This window comes from Rhizobium sp. N324, from assembly GCF_001664485.1.
GTDB lineage: Bacteria > Pseudomonadota > Alphaproteobacteria > Rhizobiales > Rhizobiaceae > Rhizobium.
On sequence record NZ_CP013630.1, the window covers coordinates 1,001,171 to 1,017,808 of the forward strand.

Annotated in this window: 15 protein-coding genes; 12 read left to right on the top strand and 3 right to left on the bottom strand. The window is 62.2% G+C overall.

Annotated elements, in window-relative coordinates; genetic code table 11:
* Nucleotides 1-14 precede the first annotated feature (14 nt).
* Nucleotides 15-1,847, bottom strand: a complete 1,833-nt coding sequence (locus AMK05_RS04775) for a tetratricopeptide repeat protein (RefSeq protein ID WP_064837005.1) — start codon at nucleotides 1,845-1,847, stop codon at nucleotides 15-17.
* Between the two features lie 134 nt (nucleotides 1,848-1,981).
* Entirely contained in the window at nucleotides 1,982-2,998 is a 1,017-nt protein-coding gene (locus AMK05_RS04780) for a polyprenyl synthetase family protein (RefSeq protein WP_064837007.1), read from the bottom strand.
* Between the two features lie 108 nt (nucleotides 2,999-3,106).
* On the opposite strand from AMK05_RS04780, the gene AMK05_RS04785 reads away from it, so the two are divergent.
* Nucleotides 3,107-3,334, top strand: a complete 228-nt coding sequence (locus AMK05_RS04785; protein WP_003569978.1) for a putative signal transducing protein — start codon at nucleotides 3,107-3,109, stop codon at nucleotides 3,332-3,334.
* A 6-nt stretch (nucleotides 3,335-3,340) separates the two neighbouring features.
* Nucleotides 3,341-4,138 (top strand): tRNA1(Val) (adenine(37)-N6)-methyltransferase, encoded by a 798-nt coding sequence (locus AMK05_RS04790; protein WP_064837009.1) that lies wholly within the window; start codon nucleotides 3,341-3,343, stop codon nucleotides 4,136-4,138.
* Between the two features lie 101 nt (nucleotides 4,139-4,239).
* Here AMK05_RS04790 and AMK05_RS04795 read toward each other — a convergent pair whose 3' ends face one another.
* On the bottom strand, nucleotides 4,240-5,580 hold the full coding sequence (locus tag AMK05_RS04795) for an Nramp family divalent metal transporter (protein ID WP_064837011.1): 1,341 nt from the start codon (nucleotides 5,578-5,580) through the stop codon (nucleotides 4,240-4,242).
* A gap of 197 nt (nucleotides 5,581-5,777) precedes the next feature.
* Here AMK05_RS04795 and AMK05_RS04800 point away from each other — a divergent pair, with 197 nt between their 5' ends.
* The 10 genes from AMK05_RS04800 (at nucleotide 5,778) to AMK05_RS04845 (ending at nucleotide 16,556) form a co-directional block, all read left to right on the top strand.
* Nucleotides 5,778-6,638: a S49 family peptidase gene (locus AMK05_RS04800; RefSeq protein WP_064837013.1), complete on the top strand. Its 861-nt coding sequence runs from the start codon at nucleotides 5,778-5,780 to the stop codon at nucleotides 6,636-6,638.
* Between the two features lie 18 nt (nucleotides 6,639-6,656).
* Entirely contained in the window at nucleotides 6,657-6,848 is a 192-nt protein-coding gene (locus AMK05_RS04805) for a hypothetical protein (protein WP_064837015.1), read from the top strand.
* Nucleotides 6,849-7,122: 274 nt separating this feature from the next.
* On the top strand, nucleotides 7,123-8,079 hold the full coding sequence (locus AMK05_RS04810) for a glycine--tRNA ligase subunit alpha (protein WP_082935620.1): 957 nt from the start codon (nucleotides 7,123-7,125) through the stop codon (nucleotides 8,077-8,079).
* Entirely contained in the window at nucleotides 8,076-8,627 is a 552-nt protein-coding gene (locus AMK05_RS04815; protein WP_064837019.1) for an AAA family ATPase, read from the top strand. Before AMK05_RS04810 ends, AMK05_RS04815 begins: the two co-directional genes overlap by 4 nt.
* Nucleotides 8,628-8,792: 165 nt before the next feature.
* Nucleotides 8,793-10,595, top strand: a complete 1,803-nt coding sequence (locus AMK05_RS04820) for a DUF2207 family protein (protein WP_442966253.1) — start codon at nucleotides 8,793-8,795, stop codon at nucleotides 10,593-10,595.
* Nucleotides 10,596-10,674: 79 nt separating this feature from the next.
* The gene (locus tag AMK05_RS04825) at nucleotides 10,675-11,226 is read left to right on the top strand and encodes a LemA family protein (protein WP_064837023.1); all 552 of its coding nucleotides are present in this window, start codon (nucleotides 10,675-10,677) and stop codon (nucleotides 11,224-11,226) included.
* Nucleotides 11,227-11,312: 86 nt separating this feature from the next.
* Nucleotides 11,313-12,575: a 3-phosphoshikimate 1-carboxyvinyltransferase gene (aroA, locus tag AMK05_RS04830; RefSeq protein ID WP_064837025.1), complete on the top strand. Its 1,263-nt coding sequence runs from the start codon at nucleotides 11,313-11,315 to the stop codon at nucleotides 12,573-12,575.
* A gap of 36 nt (nucleotides 12,576-12,611) precedes the next feature.
* Nucleotides 12,612-14,546: a DUF2207 domain-containing protein gene (locus tag AMK05_RS04835; protein ID WP_064837027.1), complete on the top strand. Its 1,935-nt coding sequence runs from the start codon at nucleotides 12,612-12,614 to the stop codon at nucleotides 14,544-14,546.
* A 65-nt stretch (nucleotides 14,547-14,611) separates the two neighbouring features.
* Entirely contained in the window at nucleotides 14,612-15,895 is a 1,284-nt protein-coding gene (purD, locus tag AMK05_RS04840) for a phosphoribosylamine--glycine ligase (protein WP_064837029.1), read from the top strand.
* Between the two features lie 196 nt (nucleotides 15,896-16,091).
* Nucleotides 16,092-16,556 (top strand): plant virulence effector HPE1-like domain-containing protein, encoded by a 465-nt coding sequence (locus AMK05_RS04845; protein ID WP_064837031.1) that lies wholly within the window; start codon nucleotides 16,092-16,094, stop codon nucleotides 16,554-16,556.
* The last annotated feature ends 82 nt before the right edge of the window (nucleotides 16,557-16,638 follow it).

Consider the following 16,638-nt stretch of genomic DNA (forward strand, 5'->3'; position numbering starts at 1 on the left):
CAAGCGTCCCCCGGTCAGGATTTCTTGTCGACCGGCGGCGGGGTGACGGGGGCGGGGTCCGGCTGCTTCTTGTCGGCCGCCTTGGCATCATCGCTGACGGCGGGCAAGCCGTTGGCGACCTTGTCCTTGATCTTCGGGATCTCGGCGGCTTCGGGCTCGGAGGCGAGCGCCCGGTTCCACTGATAGACGGCCTCGAGCTTGCGGCCGACGCGCCAATAGGCGTCGCCGAGATGGTCGTTGATCGTCGCGTCGCCGGCCTTGATCTGGGCCGCCCGCTCCAGCTCGTCGACGGCGTCGTCGAAACGGTTGAGGCGGAAATAGGCCCAGCCGAGCGAATCGATGATGTAGCCATCGTCGGGGCGAAGGTCGACGGCCTTCTTGATCATGGCGAGGCCTTCGTCGAGGTTGCGGTTCATGTCGATCCAGGAATAGCCGAGATAGTTCAGCACCTGCGGCTGGTCGGGATTGAGTTCCAGCGCCTTGCGGAAATTCGGCTCCGCCTGGTCCCACTTCTTCAGCCGCTCATAGGCAATGCCCCGTTGGAAGAAGACGCTCCAGTTGGCACGGCCGGCAATGGGACCGATCGCTTCGACCGCCTTGTCGTAATTGGCAGCCATCGCCTCGTAGTCCTTGGCGTCGGAGAGCACGCTGCCATAGGCGAGGTAGCTGCGGATATCCTTCGGGTCGGAGGCGATCAGCGCCTGCAGGTGTTTGCGTGCCTCGTCCACCTTGCCGCCCTGGGCAAGGGCGAGGCCGAGCTGCAGCTCGGAGATGCGCCGCATCGGCGAATTCTCCGGCACCTTCTTGTAGAGCGCGATGGCGCGGTCCATCTGGTTCTGCTTCTCGGCGATGCCGCCGAGCAGCACCAGCGTATCGGCGCTGTTCGGGTCGAGCGCATTGGCGGTCTGCAGGTAAAGCGAAACGATGTCCTCGGCGCCGTCGCGGTTCAGCGCGCCGCCGACCGAAAACAGCACGCCGGCAGCGCCTTCTTCGGCCGTCTTGACCTGCTGCTCCTGTTTCTCATCCTTTTCGATACTGTCGCGCAGCGCGTTCAGCGGCGCATAGTTCGGCAGCAGATTGTCGCCGACGGAAACGGCGTCGAGCGCCTTCTGCTTGTTGCCTTGTGCCGCTTCGAGGCGGGCAAGCGCCATCACCGCGCGCATGAAGGTGTCGGGCGCCGTCGCCCCGCCTTCCTTGTCGAGCACGGCATCGTTCAGATGCTTTCGGGCGGATTTCACGTCGCCGGTGGCGATGGCGATGGCGCCGGCATTGTAATTCTGGAAGATGCGGACCCAGTCCGGCCCCTTCATCTTCTCGACCATGGCAAGCGCCTCCTTGCCGCGGCCGGCGCCGACCCGGGCCCAGGCGAGCAGCAGGTCGTTCATCATCCGGTCGAGATCGTTCGGCCCCTTATATTTCAGGATGGCCTCGGCGCTCTTGTAGTCGTCGCGGCGCATGGCATCCATTCCGCGCACGATCGTGGTGATGCGCTCGACGGAAGGATCGCCCTTCAGGTCGTTGGCATATTTGACACCTTCCTTGATGTCGCCGTTGAGCAGCAGCGAGATCATCAGCCGCTGGCGGATCTCGGGATTGCCGGGCTCGATCTGCAGCGCCTTCTCATAGAGTTCGATCGCCGTTTCATAGTCGTGATCGACATCGGCGGTGCGCGCCGCAAGGAAGGCGCCGGAGAAGGTGGTAACGCTATCGGCATTGAAGCTATCGGTCTTCTCCGCATCGCCCGGCTTGGCCGCATCCTCGGCATTCACGCCGCCGACACCGCTGAGCGAAAGGACAGCGGCAAGCGCTGCGCTCGTAAGAAGACGGATGGCAAATCTCTGCCGCATTAGGAAACCTTTCTTCGACAGCGTCCCGACAATGGTGCCGGTCGCAAAAATCAGTTGTGCTCACTGATTCACAACAGGATGGCTTTTTTGAAGCGCCGCCGCAAGAAATTCAGACTGCGATCAAGGACGTTTGATCAATTGACGCGCTCGATACAGAAGTCGATCACTTCCATCAGGGAGGATTTCCATACCGTATCGGGAAGAGGCGCAAGCGCGTCCCTTGCGATCGTGCCGTAATGGATCGCCCGGCCGATCGTGTCGGCAAGCGTGCCGTATTTGGTGATCAGCCCCAGCGCTTTTTCGAGGTTGGCGTCGGTGCTGTTGCCGGCTTCGATCGCATCGCGCCAGAAGGCGCGCTCGTCCTCGGTACCGCGGCGATAGGCGAGGATGACGGGCAGGGTGATCTTGCCTTCGCGGAAATCGTCGCCGACATTCTTGCCGAGATCGGCGGCCTTGCCGCCGTAGTCGAGCGCGTCGTCGACCAGCTGGAAGGCGAGCCCCAGATTCATGCCGTAGGATTTCAGCGCGTTGCGGCCGGATTTGCCGGCTTCGGCGACGATCGGCCCGACTTCCGCGGCGGCGGCAAACAGTGCCGCCGTCTTGGCGCGGATGACGGAGAGATAATCGTCCTCGGTCGTCTCCATGTTCTTGGCGACGGAAAGCTGCAGCACTTCGCCTTCGGCGATGATGCAGGCGGCGGAAGACAGGACGTCGAGCGCATCGAGCGAGCCGACATCGACCATCATGCGGAAAGCCTGTCCGAGCAGGAAGTCGCCGACCAGCACGCTTGCCTGGTTGCCCCAGATCATCCGCGCCGTCGATTTGCCGCGGCGCAGGTCGCTTTCGTCGACGACGTCGTCATGCAGCAGCGTTGCGGTGTGCATGAACTCGACCGAGGTGGCGAGCTTGATGTGGTTTTCGCCGCGATAGTCGAACAGCGAGGCGGCCGCCAGCGTCAGCATCGGCCGCAGCCGTTTGCCGCCTGAGGAGATCAGATGGTTCGCCACTTCGGGGATCATCTGCACGTCGGAGCCGGCCTTGGACAGAATGAGCTGGTTCACCCGCTCCATATCCGCCCTGGTGAGATCGACCAATGGCTTGATGGATGCCAGTTTGTTTTTGCTTTCTTCAAGCGGTATGACCACGCCCAACGACCCGGACTCCTGTTCATTCTTTGCATCTGACAATAGAAAGGGGCGATGGACGCGGCAAGGGGTGAATTGTCGCGCAGGGCGAAATTGGAAGGAAAACGACGGCAAATGCATGAACTTATCCGCGCCAACGACCCCGTTCTGCTGTCCTTTGCCGAGAGCTTGATGAAGGATGCCGGAATTCACTGCTTCATCGCCGATCAGGGCATGAGCGTGCTGGAAGGTTCGCTCGGCATGCTGCCGCGCCGCCTGCTGGTGGATGAGGAGATGGCCGATCAGGCCCGCCGCATCCTGATCGACGCCGGACTCGGCGGCGAATTGCGCGACAGGACGTGAGCGGGGATGACCGGCGAGCCTGGCCAAACCATCGATGCCTTTCATCGCGGCGCCTTCCACCTGGTGCAGCCGAAGGGCAGGGGCCATCGCGCCGGCATGGATGCGATGCTGCTGGCCGCTCTCGTCGCCGATGATCGCGCCGTCAGGGTCGCCGATCTCGGCGCCGGTGCCGGTGCGGCCGGTCTGGCCGTCGCCTCGCGGCTTGCCGATGCTGAGGTGGTGCTGTTCGAGCGGTCGGCCGAAATGGCCGATTATGCCCGCCGCAGCATTCTCCTGCCGGAAAATGCCCATCTTGCCGCCCGCCTCAGTGTCGTCGAGGCCGATGTGACGCTGACCGCCAAGGCACGCAACGATGCCGGCCTCATCGATGAGAGTTTCCACCACGTCATCATGAACCCGCCCTTCAACGACGCCGGCGACCGGCGCACGCCCGATGCGCTGAAGGCCGAGGCCCATGCGATGACTGACGGTCTGTTTGAAAGCTGGATCCGCACGGCGGGCGCGATCATGATCCCCGGCGGGCAATTGTCGCTGATCGCCAGACCCGAATCGATCGCCGAGATCGTTATTGCCTGCGGCCGGCGCTTCGGCGGCATCGAAATCACCGCCATCCATCCGCGCCCCGGTGAAAGCGCCGTGCGTATCCTGGTGACGGGTATCAAGGGCTCGCGGGCGCGGCTGTCGATACGCGCGGCCCTCATCATGCATGAAGAGGGCAGCCACAAGTTCTCCCCTCTCGTCGATGATTTCAACAATGGCCGGGCGGCCTATGCCAGGCTTCGATTGTCAGCAGCTAGAGCATGATGCCGAAAAGTGTGAGCGGTTTTCGGACGACATCATGCTCTAACTCTTTAATTGAGAACAGGATTCAGATTTTAGGCCGCCGGGCCTAAAATCATCCTGTTCTAGCCGGTGACGAAGTCGAAGAGCAGCTTGACGTTCAGCCCGGCAATGACGACCGCGATCAGATAGGCGATGCCGCTCAGCCAGCGGGGTGCCACGAGTTCGCCCATCTTGGCCTTGCTGGCGGTGAACATCACAAGCGGGAAGACGGCGAAGGAAAGCTGCAGGCTGAGCACCACCTGGGTGAGGATCAAAAGCTCGGCCGTGCCCTTGTCGCCATACCAGATGGTGACGATCGCCGCCGGCACGATGGCGATGGCGCGGGTGATCAGTCGGCGCATCCACGGCTTCAGCCGGATCTTCAGGAAGCCTTCCATGACGATCTGGCCGGCCAGCGTCGCCGTCACCGTCGAGTTGAGGCCGCAGCAGAGAAGCGCGATGCCGAACAGCGTCGGCGCGATGGCGAGACCGAGCAGCGGCGACAGCAGCGAATAGGCGTCGCCGAGTTCGACGACATCGGTCTTCCCGTGCGCATTGAAGGCGGCTGCCGCCAGGATCAGGATCGAGGCGTTGATCAGCAGCGCGAAGCAGAGTGCCACCGTCGAGTCGATCGTCGCATAGGTCAGCGCCTCCTTCTTTTCGGGAACGGTGTGGCCATAGGCCCGCGTCTGGACGATGCCGGAGTGAAGGTAGAGATTGTGCGGCATGACGGTCGCGCCGAGAATGCCGAGCGCCAGATAGAGCATCTCCGGATTGGTGACGATCTCGGTCGTCGGGAAGAAGCCGGTGACGACGGCGCCCCATTGCGGGTCGGCAAGCAGGATCTGCACGCCGAAGCAGACGGCGATGACGCCGAGCAGCGCGATAATGAAGGCCTCGACCCAGCGGAAGCCGAGCTTCTGCAGGAAGAGAATGACGAAGACATCGAGCGCGGTGATCAACACACCGAGTTCGAGCGGGATGCCCATCAAGAGGTTGAGGCCGATCGCCGTTCCGATCACCTCGGCGATATCGGTGGCGATGATGGCGATTTCGGCAAAGGCCCAGAGCGGCACCGAAACCCATTTCGGAAAGGCGTCGCGGCAGGCCTGCGCGAGGTCGCGGCCCGAGGCGATCGCCAGCCGGGCGCAGAGGGATTGCAGCACGATTGCCATCAGGTTGGAAAGCAGCGCCACGGTGAGCAGCGCATAGCCGAATTTCGAGCCGCCGGCGAGCGAGGTCGCCCAATTGCCGGGGTCCATATAGCCGACGGCGACCATATAGCCCGGCCCGGCAAACGCAGCCGCCCGCCGCCATCTGGAGCTGTGACGTCCGGTTCCGACGGTGCGGTAGACGTCCGATAGCGACGCCTCGCCGCGTTCGTGCCGCCAGCCGCTTGTGGCATTCGGGTTCAGGGCGTCCATGCGATTTCCACCTGTTTATCTCAACTGCACTATGCCGGATTAGAATGATAATGCAAGTCATTCGCAATAACAAAATCCATCCGATGTTTTAAGGCCTAATGTTTTCGAGAACGCGGCCATTGCGTTTGTCGTTCCAGCGCATACATGGATGCCGATCGCGGATTGACGATCGGGAAGACCCGAAGCGAAGGATTGAAATGGCCGGATTGTTGAGAAAGCTGCTGCCGAAACGGTTCCGCAAGGACGGCATCACCATTCCGGTCGTCCGGCTGCAAGGGGCGATCGTCAGCGGCGGCGGCCCGTTTCGGCCGGCCCTCAATCTCGCCAATGTCGCCCCGGTTCTGGAAAAGGCCTTCGCCATGAAGGATGCGCCGGCCGTCGCCATCTCGATCAATTCACCGGGCGGCTCGCCCGTCCAGTCCCGGCTGATCTTCACCCGCATTCGCGAGCTCGCCCGCGAGAAGCAGAAGAAAGTGCTGGTCTTCGTCGAGGATGTGGCTGCCTCCGGCGGTTATATGATTGCGCTCGCCGGCGACGAGATCATTGCCGACGCCACCTCGATCGTCGGCTCGATCGGCGTCGTCTCCGGCGGTTTCGGTTTTCCCGAACTCCTGAAGAAGATCGGTGTCGAGCGCCGCGTCTATACCGCCGGCGAAAACAAGGTGATCCTCGATCCGTTCCAGCCGGAAAAGGAAAAGGACATCGAATATCTGAAGAGCCTGCAGCTCGAAATCCATCAGGTCTTCATCTCGATGGTGCGCGAGCGCCGCGCCGGCAAGCTGAGGGACGATGCCGCGGTCTTCTCGGGCCTGTTCTGGAGCGGCACCCGCGGCCTCGAACTCGGCCTCGTCGACGGTCTCGGCGACATGCGCCAGGAGTTGAAGCGGCGCTATGGCCAGAAGACCAGGCTGGAGCTCGTCACCGCCGGCCGCGGCCTGTTCGGCCGCCGAATTCCGGGTGTGTCGCCGGTTTCGTTCGAAGCGGCGGCATCCGGCCTTGCGACAGGGCTTGTCGAAGCGGCCGAAGAAAGAGCATTGTGGAGCCGTTTCGGGCTTTGAGGAAGGCGGAAGAGGGACATGGCGCAGCTTATCACCATCCTGGTGCTGGTCTTCTCGGCCTGGTGGCTCTACCGCCGCTTCGTCTCCGATGCCCGCAAGCTCGCCGAAAAATCCCGCCGCGCCGAAAAGGAACGCCAGACCGGCGCGATCGGTACGCTGGTCAAGGATCCCGTGACCGGGGAATACCGGTTGAAGCGGGATGACGAATAAAATTAAGGGCGTGGCCACGGCTCTGCCCCATCCGCATCCCAGACCCCTCCCCAACCCCTCCCCACAAGGGGAGGGGCTTAACTTGCCGCACCCGCGTTTCAGATATTCGACGTTTCGGGAGGAGCGAGGGGGGCGCTCCGGGTTAGTCCCTCCCCCTTGTGGGGAGGGGTTGGGGAGGGGTCTTAGATCTTGCGATCGCCGCAAAACCCTTGACCCCCGCCGCCCTCCATGGCACCTGTCGCGCCGATAATCCCCATGCAATCGGTGCCGTTTCATGTCAGCCATCCCAGACCATATGAACCCGAAGCGCTCGTTCCAGGCGCTGATCCTGACCCTGCATAGTTACTGGGCGGACAAGGGTTGCGCGGTGCTGCAGCCCTACGACATGGAGGTCGGTGCCGGCACCTTCCACCCGGCCACCACGCTGCGCGCCCTCGGGCCGAAGCCGTGGAAGGCCGCCTATGTGCAGCCGTCGCGGCGCCCGTCCGACGGCCGCTATGGCGAAAACCCGAACCGGCTGCAGCATTATTATCAGTACCAGGTCATCCTGAAGCCGAACCCGCCGAACCTGCAGGAGCTTTATCTCGGCTCGCTCGCGGCAATCGGCCTCGACCCGCTGCTGCACGACATCCGTTTCGTCGAGGACGACTGGGAAAGCCCGACGCTCGGCGCCTGGGGCCTTGGCTGGGAATGCTGGTGCGACGGCATGGAAGTCTCGCAGTTCACCTATTTTCAGCAGGTCTGCGGCATCGAATGCGCGCCGGTCGCCGGCGAACTGACCTACGGTCTCGAGCGTCTTGCCATGTATGTCCAGGGCGTCGACAATGTCTACGACCTGAACTTCAACGGCCGCGAGGGCGACGAGAAGATCAGCTATGGCGACGTCTTCCTGCAGGCCGAGCAGGAATATTCGCGCCACAATTTCGAATTCGCCAATACCGAGATGCTGCATCGCCACTTCGTGGATGCCGAGAAGGAATGCCGGGCGCTGCTCGATGCCGGCGCTCCCGGCGACAACGCCAACCAGCGCCTGCACAAATGTGTTTTCCCGGCCTATGACCAGTGCATCAAGGCCAGCCACGTCTTTAACCTGCTCGATGCCCGCGGCGTCATCTCGGTCACCGAGCGGCAGAGCTATATCCTGCGCGTGCGCACCCTCGCCAAGGCCTGCGGCGAAGCCTTCCTGCTCACCGACGCCGGCGGCGCCAATCTGTCGAAAGAGGCGGCGTGACGCAAAAGCCTGCCAGCCGTATCGTCCATATCAACGGCTGGCCAGGCACCGGGAAGCTGACTGTCGGCCGCTTGCTGGCGAAAAGCCTCGGCGCCCGCCTTGTCGACAATCACATGCTGCTCAATCCGGCCGAAGCGCTTTTCGGCCGCAGCAACCCTCTGCATGCATCGCTGCGTGAGCAGGTTCGGCGAGCGGTTTTCGACCATGCCGCGCGCGCCGATCCGGCCGAAAGCTTCGTCTTTACCGATGCTCTTGCGGATGACGAGCATGATCGTGCGATGTTCTCCTGGTATCCCGATCTGGCGGCCGCCAGAGGCGCGGATCTGGTCGCGGTTCTCCTTGATTGCGCGCCGGAGGAGAATGCCAGGCGTCTCGTTTCGCCGGGCCGATCGGAGGCGCTCAAGCTGACGGATCCGGCGAGGCTGCAACAGCTCCGGGCTACCTATAAACTGTTGCGCGGACTGGCTGAACACACCGTCGAAATTGATACGACGAAGCTCTCGCCGGAAGAGACAGCGGCCCGGATTCTCGCGCAGATCGGTGTTTGACGACAGCCGGGATGCTCACCGACGCCGGCCGCGTCAGTTTCTCGAAAGAGTCGGCGTAAAAGCACCTCGAAAAAATCACCGCTTCCGCGACTGCGCTTCTTTTACGCGAACCGCTCGACTACTATCTTATCGCTGTTTCGATCAGGTATAGATTCGGTCTGTCTTTTGAAGAGCGGTATTCTTTATTTTAAAATCGCGTTTGAAAACTGCGCAGCCCGTGTGCCGCGGCTGTTATCATGGCTGACACCATGCGCAGTTCTTGTCCTGCTGACCTCGTGCAGCGATTTTGACAATGAGTTCGCCGTCCAGTCGGCAAACACCACGATCGAAGTCTCCACCGACGGCACCGCCTTCGTGTCCGAAAGTTTCGACATCCTGGTCAAGAGGGCGGCAAATTACGGCGGCGTTTACGTTGACATCCCTCAACGTTTCACCGATGCGTCAGGTGGTGCTCACTGGCGAGATTTCAAACTGGCCGCAGCCCGGCGTGACGGACAAGACGAATACTATTCCCGGGAAAATAATGTGCCGGGCCACTCGATTTATATCGGAGCGGAGCACTGCAAAAGTTGCTCTGCAGATCTGCCCACCGGCCTTACAAAGATCCAGATCGCTTATTGGCTCGGACGCCTCGTTCGTCAGGAAGGCGACCGCGAGATTCTCTTCCTGCCGGCCTATATGGGCCGCGTGCACGGCCAGGGAGCGAAAAAAACGCTTACCTTGAGGCTGCCGCCGGGCGGAACGTTACGGCCCGCGCAACAGAATCGGGCGGTGGCCTATGACATCATGCGGAGCGCATCGAATGAGCTCTTGGTGTCTATCCCAGCAGGTAAAGAGGTTCGAGTCCTGCCGGATATCGAGATCGAATATCCAGCAGGGACCTTTGTGATCGTCACGAGCGGCAGGCGGGTGCAGTGGTGGCTCACCGATCACTTTCTCCCATTCCTGAGCATTCTTGGACTGCTCATCGCCGGTTGGTTTGTCCTCATTCGATGGTGGGGCTGGCGATTGCCTGCATCTTCAATTGCTGCCGACAGCAAGGAGACGGAGAGCATATCGCCTGCTTTAGCTGCCTATGTGTTTTGGAACTGGAAGCCGGGTGCTGCAAAGGCAGCCTTCATGGCGTCTGTCTGTCATCTCGCAATGAAAAGAATGCTTCGCATTTCCAGCCTTGGTGAGAATGCTGAAGCGACGGATTTGTCTGCAAGGCAAGTGCGCAAGAAGGGCAAAGTGGCGCGCGCCAGATGGTATGGTCTTCCGGCTGTGACGCGTTCGGTATTTGGTCGAATTGAAGGAGAGCGTCCAGTCGATGGTCGGCGCAAGGTCGCATATGCCCTGTATGGTTTCGAACGTGACCTGCACCGGACAGTCGCCGAGGAATATCGGAAAGTCAGAGGTGGCGTAGATCGAGCAGTGCTGACCACTTCGGCGGTTGTTCTGGCTCTTTGCGGCGCCGTCGCCTATTTTTCGGGCCTATTTATCTATTCCACCGCCATCTGCGGGATATTGTTCATTCTTTTTTCAGTTGCGGCAATGCTCCGCCATCCAGAGCGGTTTCCCGTGGCCACCGGCACCTCCGAGCAGTTCAAGCAGGCGATCAGTTTGTTTGTGACGCTTCCGGCGATGGCGATTGTTGCACTTGTCTATATCGGCACGACTGAGGTGATCAGCGAGCAGTGGCCATATCTGGTAGCGATCTTGCTGCACATTGCCGGCATTATCGCCGTCTTGGCGATGCTGCGCATGCCAACGTCGAAGCAGCGGCAGATCCGCAATAAAATCCTCGATTTGGATCGTTATTTTCGCGGCGAGATAAACGGCCCGGCAATGTCGGTCGAATGCTACGAGCACCATTTGCCATTCGCCATTGCACTTGATCTGGAACAACGCTGGACGGAACGATTCAACCTTTGGCGAGAAAGCGAAAAGATAGATGCCTATGCTCCGGATTGGCGGAGCAGTTCTTAGAGCGGCGGTGAAAACGCCAAGATGACTTTCCCATGCCGAATCACTAACCTGCGTTCATCAAATCGGGGAGCCCGCCTGCATGTATGTGATACTCGCAATTATCGTCGTCATCGCGCTCTACGTCGTCTTCATCTACAACGGCCTGGTTCGTTCCCGGCAGATGGCTGAAGAAGCCTGGTCGGGCATCGACGTGCAGCTCAAGCGCCGCGCCGATCTGATCCCGAACCTGATCGAGACCGTCAAGGGTTATGCCGCCCATGAAAAGTCGACGCTCGAGGAGGTGGTTGCGCTCCGCAACAAGGCGCAGGCCGTGCCAGCAGGTGATGTCGCCGGCAGGGCGCAGGCGGAAGGGCTGCTCGGCCAGGCGCTCGGCCGTGTCATCGCGCTGGCCGAGGCCTATCCGGATCTCAAGGCCAACCAGAATTTTGCCGAGCTGCAGGCCTCGCTCGAAACCATGGAAGGCGAGTTGCAGATGGCGCGGCGTTATTACAATGGTGCGGCCCGCGACCTCAACGTCAAGGTCGAAAGCTTCCCCTCCAATCTCGTCGCCGGCCAGTTCGGTTTTGCCAAGCGGGACTATTTCGAAATCACCAACGAGGCCGATCGCGCAGTGCCCAGCGTCAAATTCTGACGATCCGGCATTTTGCCTTTGCAAGAAAGCGATTAAGAGCAAGGGCAGATTGCGGCCGGCAATGGTCGCTCCATGGAAGAAGCAACATGACACCCACAGCCAAACTCACGATCATCCCGCCGGGCGGGCCGCTTTCGGGCCGCGCCATGCCGCCGGGCTCCAAGTCGATCACCAATCGGGCGCTGCTGCTCGCCGGCCTCGCCAGGGGCACGAGCCGGCTGACCGGCGCGCTGAAGAGCGACGATACGCGCTATATGGCCGATGCGTTGCGCGCCATGGGCGTTTCGATCGACGAACCCGACGACACCACCTTTGTCGTCACCGGCAGCGGCAAGCTCCAGCCGCCGAAGGCGCCGCTCTTCCTCGGCAACGCCGGCACGGCGACGCGCTTTCTGGCGGCGGCCGCCGCCTTGGTCGATGGCACGGTGATCATCGATGGCGACGAACATATGCGCAAGCGCCCGATCGGCCCGCTGGTCGAGGCGATGCGCACGCTCGGCATCGACGCGACATCGGAAACCGGCTGCCCGCCGGTCACCGTCAAAGGCACCGGCCGCTTCCAGGCCGACCGCATCCGCATCGATGGCCGCCTCTCCAGCCAGTATGTCTCGGCGCTGCTGATGATGGCGGCCGGCGGCGACCGGCCGGTCGATATCGAACTCGTGGGCGAGGATATCGGCGCGCTCGGTTACATCGATCTGACCACGGCGGCGATGAAGGCCTTCGGCGCCAAGGTCGAAAAGACCAGCCCCGTCACCTGGCGCGTCGAGCCGACCGGCTACAGCGCCGCCGACTTCATCGTTGAGCCCGATGCTTCGGCTGCGACCTATCTCTGGGCCGCCGAAATGCTGACCGGCGGCGCGATCGATCTCGGTGTTCCCGCCGACGCCTTTTCGCAGCCGGATGCCCGCGCCTACGACATGATCGCCCGTTTTCCGCAGCTGCCCGCCGAAATCGACGGTTCGCAGATGCAGGATGCGGTTCCGACGCTGGCCGTGCTCGCCGCCTTCAACGAGACGCCGGTCCGCTTCGTCGGTATCGCCAACTTGCGCGTCAAGGAATGCGACCGCATCCGGGCGCTTTCCTCCGGTCTCAACCGCATCCTTCCCGGCCTTGCCCGCGAAGAGGGGGACGATCTGATCGTAAGGTCCGATCCGGCCCTTGCGGGAAAACGTCTGCCGGCCGAGATCGACAGCTTCGCTGATCACCGCATCGCCATGAGCTTCGCGCTCGCCGGGCTGAAGATCGACGGCATTACCATTCTCGATCCCGATTGTGTCGGCAAGACCTTCCCCGCCTATTGGCGGACGCTCGCCGCCCTCGGCGTGACCTATCGGGACAAGGATTGACTAGAAGCAGCCGAGGCTGCCGGCGGGGAGACAGGGATGGGTCGTCGGTTTTTCGGGTTTTGTTTTGCACTGCTGCTGATGCTCGCCGCTCCGGCGGCCTTTGCCGCCGAGGTGATCGACAGCTTCGCCTCCGCCATCACGCTGGAAAAGAGCGGCGCGATGACGGTGACGGAAACGATCACCGTCAATGCCGAGGGCAATCGGATCAATCACGGCATCTTCCGGGATTTCCCGCTCTATTTCACCGATGCCGGTGGCCATCGCCGCAGCGTCGACTTCGACATGGTGGCGGTCACCCGCGACGGCGCAGACGAGCCATGGCACACGGAATCGATTTCGGGCGGCATCCGCATCTATGCCGGCTCCGCCGAGGTGACGGTGATGCCGGGCCGCCACCGCTATGTCTTCACCTACAAGACCAATCGTCAGATCCGCTATTTCGACGATCATGACGAACTTTACTGGAACCTCACCGGCAACGGCTGGATCTTCCCGATCCGCTCGGCCACGGCAACGGTGCAGCTACCGCCCGGTGTCACTGCCACCGAGACAGCTTTTTTCACCGGCCGCCAGGGGGCGACGGGAAAGAACGCCCGCGTCGATGAAACCGGCGCCGGCCTGGTCTTTGCCACCACCGCGCCGCTTGCCGCCGGCGAGGGCCTGACCTTTGCGATCCGCATGCCGAAGGGGTCGATCGATCCGCCGAGCGCCGATATGGAAAGCACCTGGTGGCTAAAGGACAACCGCAATTATTTCATCGGCTTCGGCGGTCTGATCCTGGTTTTCGCCTATTATACCTGGTCCTGGCTGAAGGTCGGCCGCGATCCCGCCCGCGGCGTCGTCGTGCCGCGCTGGGACGCGCCTGACGGCATCTCGCCGGCGCTGGTCAACTACATCGACAATAAAGGCTTCTCCGGCGGAGGCTGGACGGCGCTTGCTTCAACCGCGCTCAATCTTGCGGTCCGCGGCTACGTCAAGCTTGAAGACCTGAAGAATTCGATCGTCATCCAGGGCACCGGCAAAGCGCTCGGCAAGAAAAAATCCCAGGCGGGCGAGACCGAGCTCCTGAAAGCTGTCGGCGGCGCAGGCAGGACGCTGACGATCGACAAGGCCAATGGCGAGCGCGTCAAAGCGGTCGGCCAGGCCTTCCGCTCGGCGATCGAGAAGGAGCACCGCGGCAAGTACTACAATTCCAACATCGGCTACACCAGCGGCGGCATCGCGCTCAGCGCCGCCGCCTTGTTGGCGCTCTTCGTCTTCGGGTCGCTGGAACCGGAGACGATCGCGCTGATGCTGATCCCGACCGCCATTTCGGTTTTCGTTGCCGTCTTCGTTGCGGGTTTTATGCGGTCGATGCATCGCGGCAGCTCACTGTTCGGCAAGATCATCGCCATCATCGCCACGGCGGTCGGCGTTTTCGTCGGCATCAGCATTCTTGCGGTTGTCGTCCTGGCGCTTGCCTCGTCGCTGGTGGAGCTGCACGAAACGCCGATGCTGTTTGCCGTCGGCGGCATCGTGCTGCTCAACATCCTCTATTTCTTCATCATGGGCGCGCCGACCCCGCTCGGCGCCAGGATGATGGACGGTATAGACGGCCTGCGCCAATATCTGACACTGGCCGAGAAAGACCGGATGAACACGGCTGGTGCACCTGAGATGTCGCCGCAGCATTTCGAGACGCTGCTGCCCTATGCGGTGGCGCTCGGCGTCGAAAAACCCTGGTCGCGCACGTTCGAAACCTGGCTTGCCGCAGCTGCCGCCGGTGCGGCCGCAGCCTATACGCCGGCCTGGTATTCCGGCGATTTCAACAGCGGCAGTTTTTCCGACCGCGTCGGCGGCTTCTCCTCGTCGATGGCCTCGACCATCGCTTCGACGATCCCTTCGCCGCCGCCGTCGAGCTCGTCCTCCGGGTTTTCCGGCGGCGGCTCGTCCGGCGGCGGTGGCGGCGGCGGTGGAGGCGGGGGCTGGTAAGCTTTCCCGCTTGACCTTTCGGCCCTTGGCCCTTAACCGCCAGAGGCAAAAGGAAAGGGTGGCGCATGAAGGTTCTGTTGATCGGATCGGGCGGACGCGAGCATGCGCTCGCCTGGAAGCTGGCGCAATCGCCGTTGCTGAGCGAATTCTATGCCGCACCCGGCAATCCCGGCATTGGCGAACACGCCGTCCTCGTGCCCATCAATACTGAGGATCATGAAGCGGTCGCCGCTTTCTGCAAGGACAAGGCGATCGATTTCGTCGTCGTCGGCCCGGAAGCGCCGCTGGTCGCCGGCCTTGCCGACCGCTTGCGCGCCGATGGCCTGACGGTCTTCGGACCCTCGGCCGCTGCCGCCCAGCTCGAGGGCTCCAAGGGCTTCACCAAGGATATCTGCGCCCGCTACGGCATTCCCACAGGCGCCTATCAGCGCTTCAACAACGCACCGAAGGCCAAGGCCTATATTCGCGATCAGGGCGTGCCGATCGTCGTCAAGGCCGACGGCCTTGCCGCCGGCAAGGGCGTGACGGTGGCGATGACGCTGGATGAAGCCTTGGCCGCCGTCGACGACTGCTTCGAGGGCGCCTTTGGCGCCGCTGGCGCCGAAGTCGTCGTCGAAGCCTATCTCGACGGCGAGGAAGCGAGTTTCTTCTGCCTCTGCGACGGCAAACACGCGCTGCCGCTTGCCACCGCCCAGGATCACAAGCGGGTGGGTGAGGGCGATACCGGTGTCAATACCGGCGGCATGGGCGCCTATTCGCCGGCGCCTGTCATGACCGCCGAAATGGTCGAGCGCACCATGAAGGAGATCATCGAGCCGACGATCCGCGGCATGGCCGAGAGCGGTCATGCCTTCTCCGGCGTGTTTTTCGCCGGGCTGATGATCACCAGCAAGGGTCCGGAACTCATCGAATACAATGTCCGCTTCGGCGATCCCGAATGCCAGGTGATGATGATGCGGCTGAAGAGCGATCTGCTGCCGCTGCTGCTCGCCACGGCCAACGGCACGCTCGACCAGGTGAGCGCCGAGTGGAGCGACGATCCGGCCCTGACCGTGGTCATGGCCTCGAAGGGCTATCCCGCCGCCTATGAAAAAAACACGCCGATCCTTTCCCTGCCGGAAGCAGGCGAGGGCGAGAAGGTGTTTCATGCCGGCACGGGTCTGAAGGACGGCGCATTGGTGGCGACCGGCGGCCGCGTGCTGAACGTCACCGCGTCAGGCGGCACGGTCGCCGAGGCCAAGGACCGCGCCTACGCGCTGCTCGATAGGGTGAGGTGGGAAAACGGCTTCTCCAGGCGCGACATCGGCTGGCGGGCGATCGAGCGCGAAACCGCCGTGGGCACTGCATAATTCCTTAAATCGGAATCGATTTCAGGACAAAATTTATGCAGCATTCAGAGTGCTACAGCGTCCTTTGCGCGTCTGAAAAGACGCGCGGCGCTGTAGAGTATAAACCGCCGCGTTCCTTAAATTTTTACCTTTTCCCCTGACGGGATGGAAACAAAGCTGCGCTATACCGCTCCTATAGTGAGACGGAGGTGCGTTGATGCGTCAGATTTTCCTCGGTGCGGCAATCCTGCTGATGGCAGGTTCGGCAATGGCATCCTCGATCGAGGTGATCGGCAAGGCTGCGCCGCGCCCGGCCGAGGGCAGCATCGTCACCGAGAGCTGCGGCGCTTGCCCGCCGCTGCAGGCCGAACTCGTCAAGAGGGACTATACGGTGCCGGAACTGAAGCCCGGCGTCCTCCAGGCGAGTGAAGTCCGTGATGTCGGTGGCGAAAAGAAGATTTATCGCACCGAGGGCTGGATGGGCGGCTCGCCCGTCGTCTTCGTCAGCAAGGCGACCCCGGAAGCGATGATCGCCGCCGCGCCTTCGGCCCCCTCCGCCGATGGCATCGATATGAGCGCGACCACCGCGGCCGTCATCGGCGGCGATGCCAAGCCTGTTGTGGCCGGCATGGCGGAACAACCGGCAGCCCTGAACGTTTCGGAATTCAAGCTGCGTTTCTGAAGTAATTCCCGTTTTGCGTCCGGCTTGAAGACAAAGTTCCCTGCCCCGCCTGATCAAGGTTTCGATCGTTTGGGGTTCCACC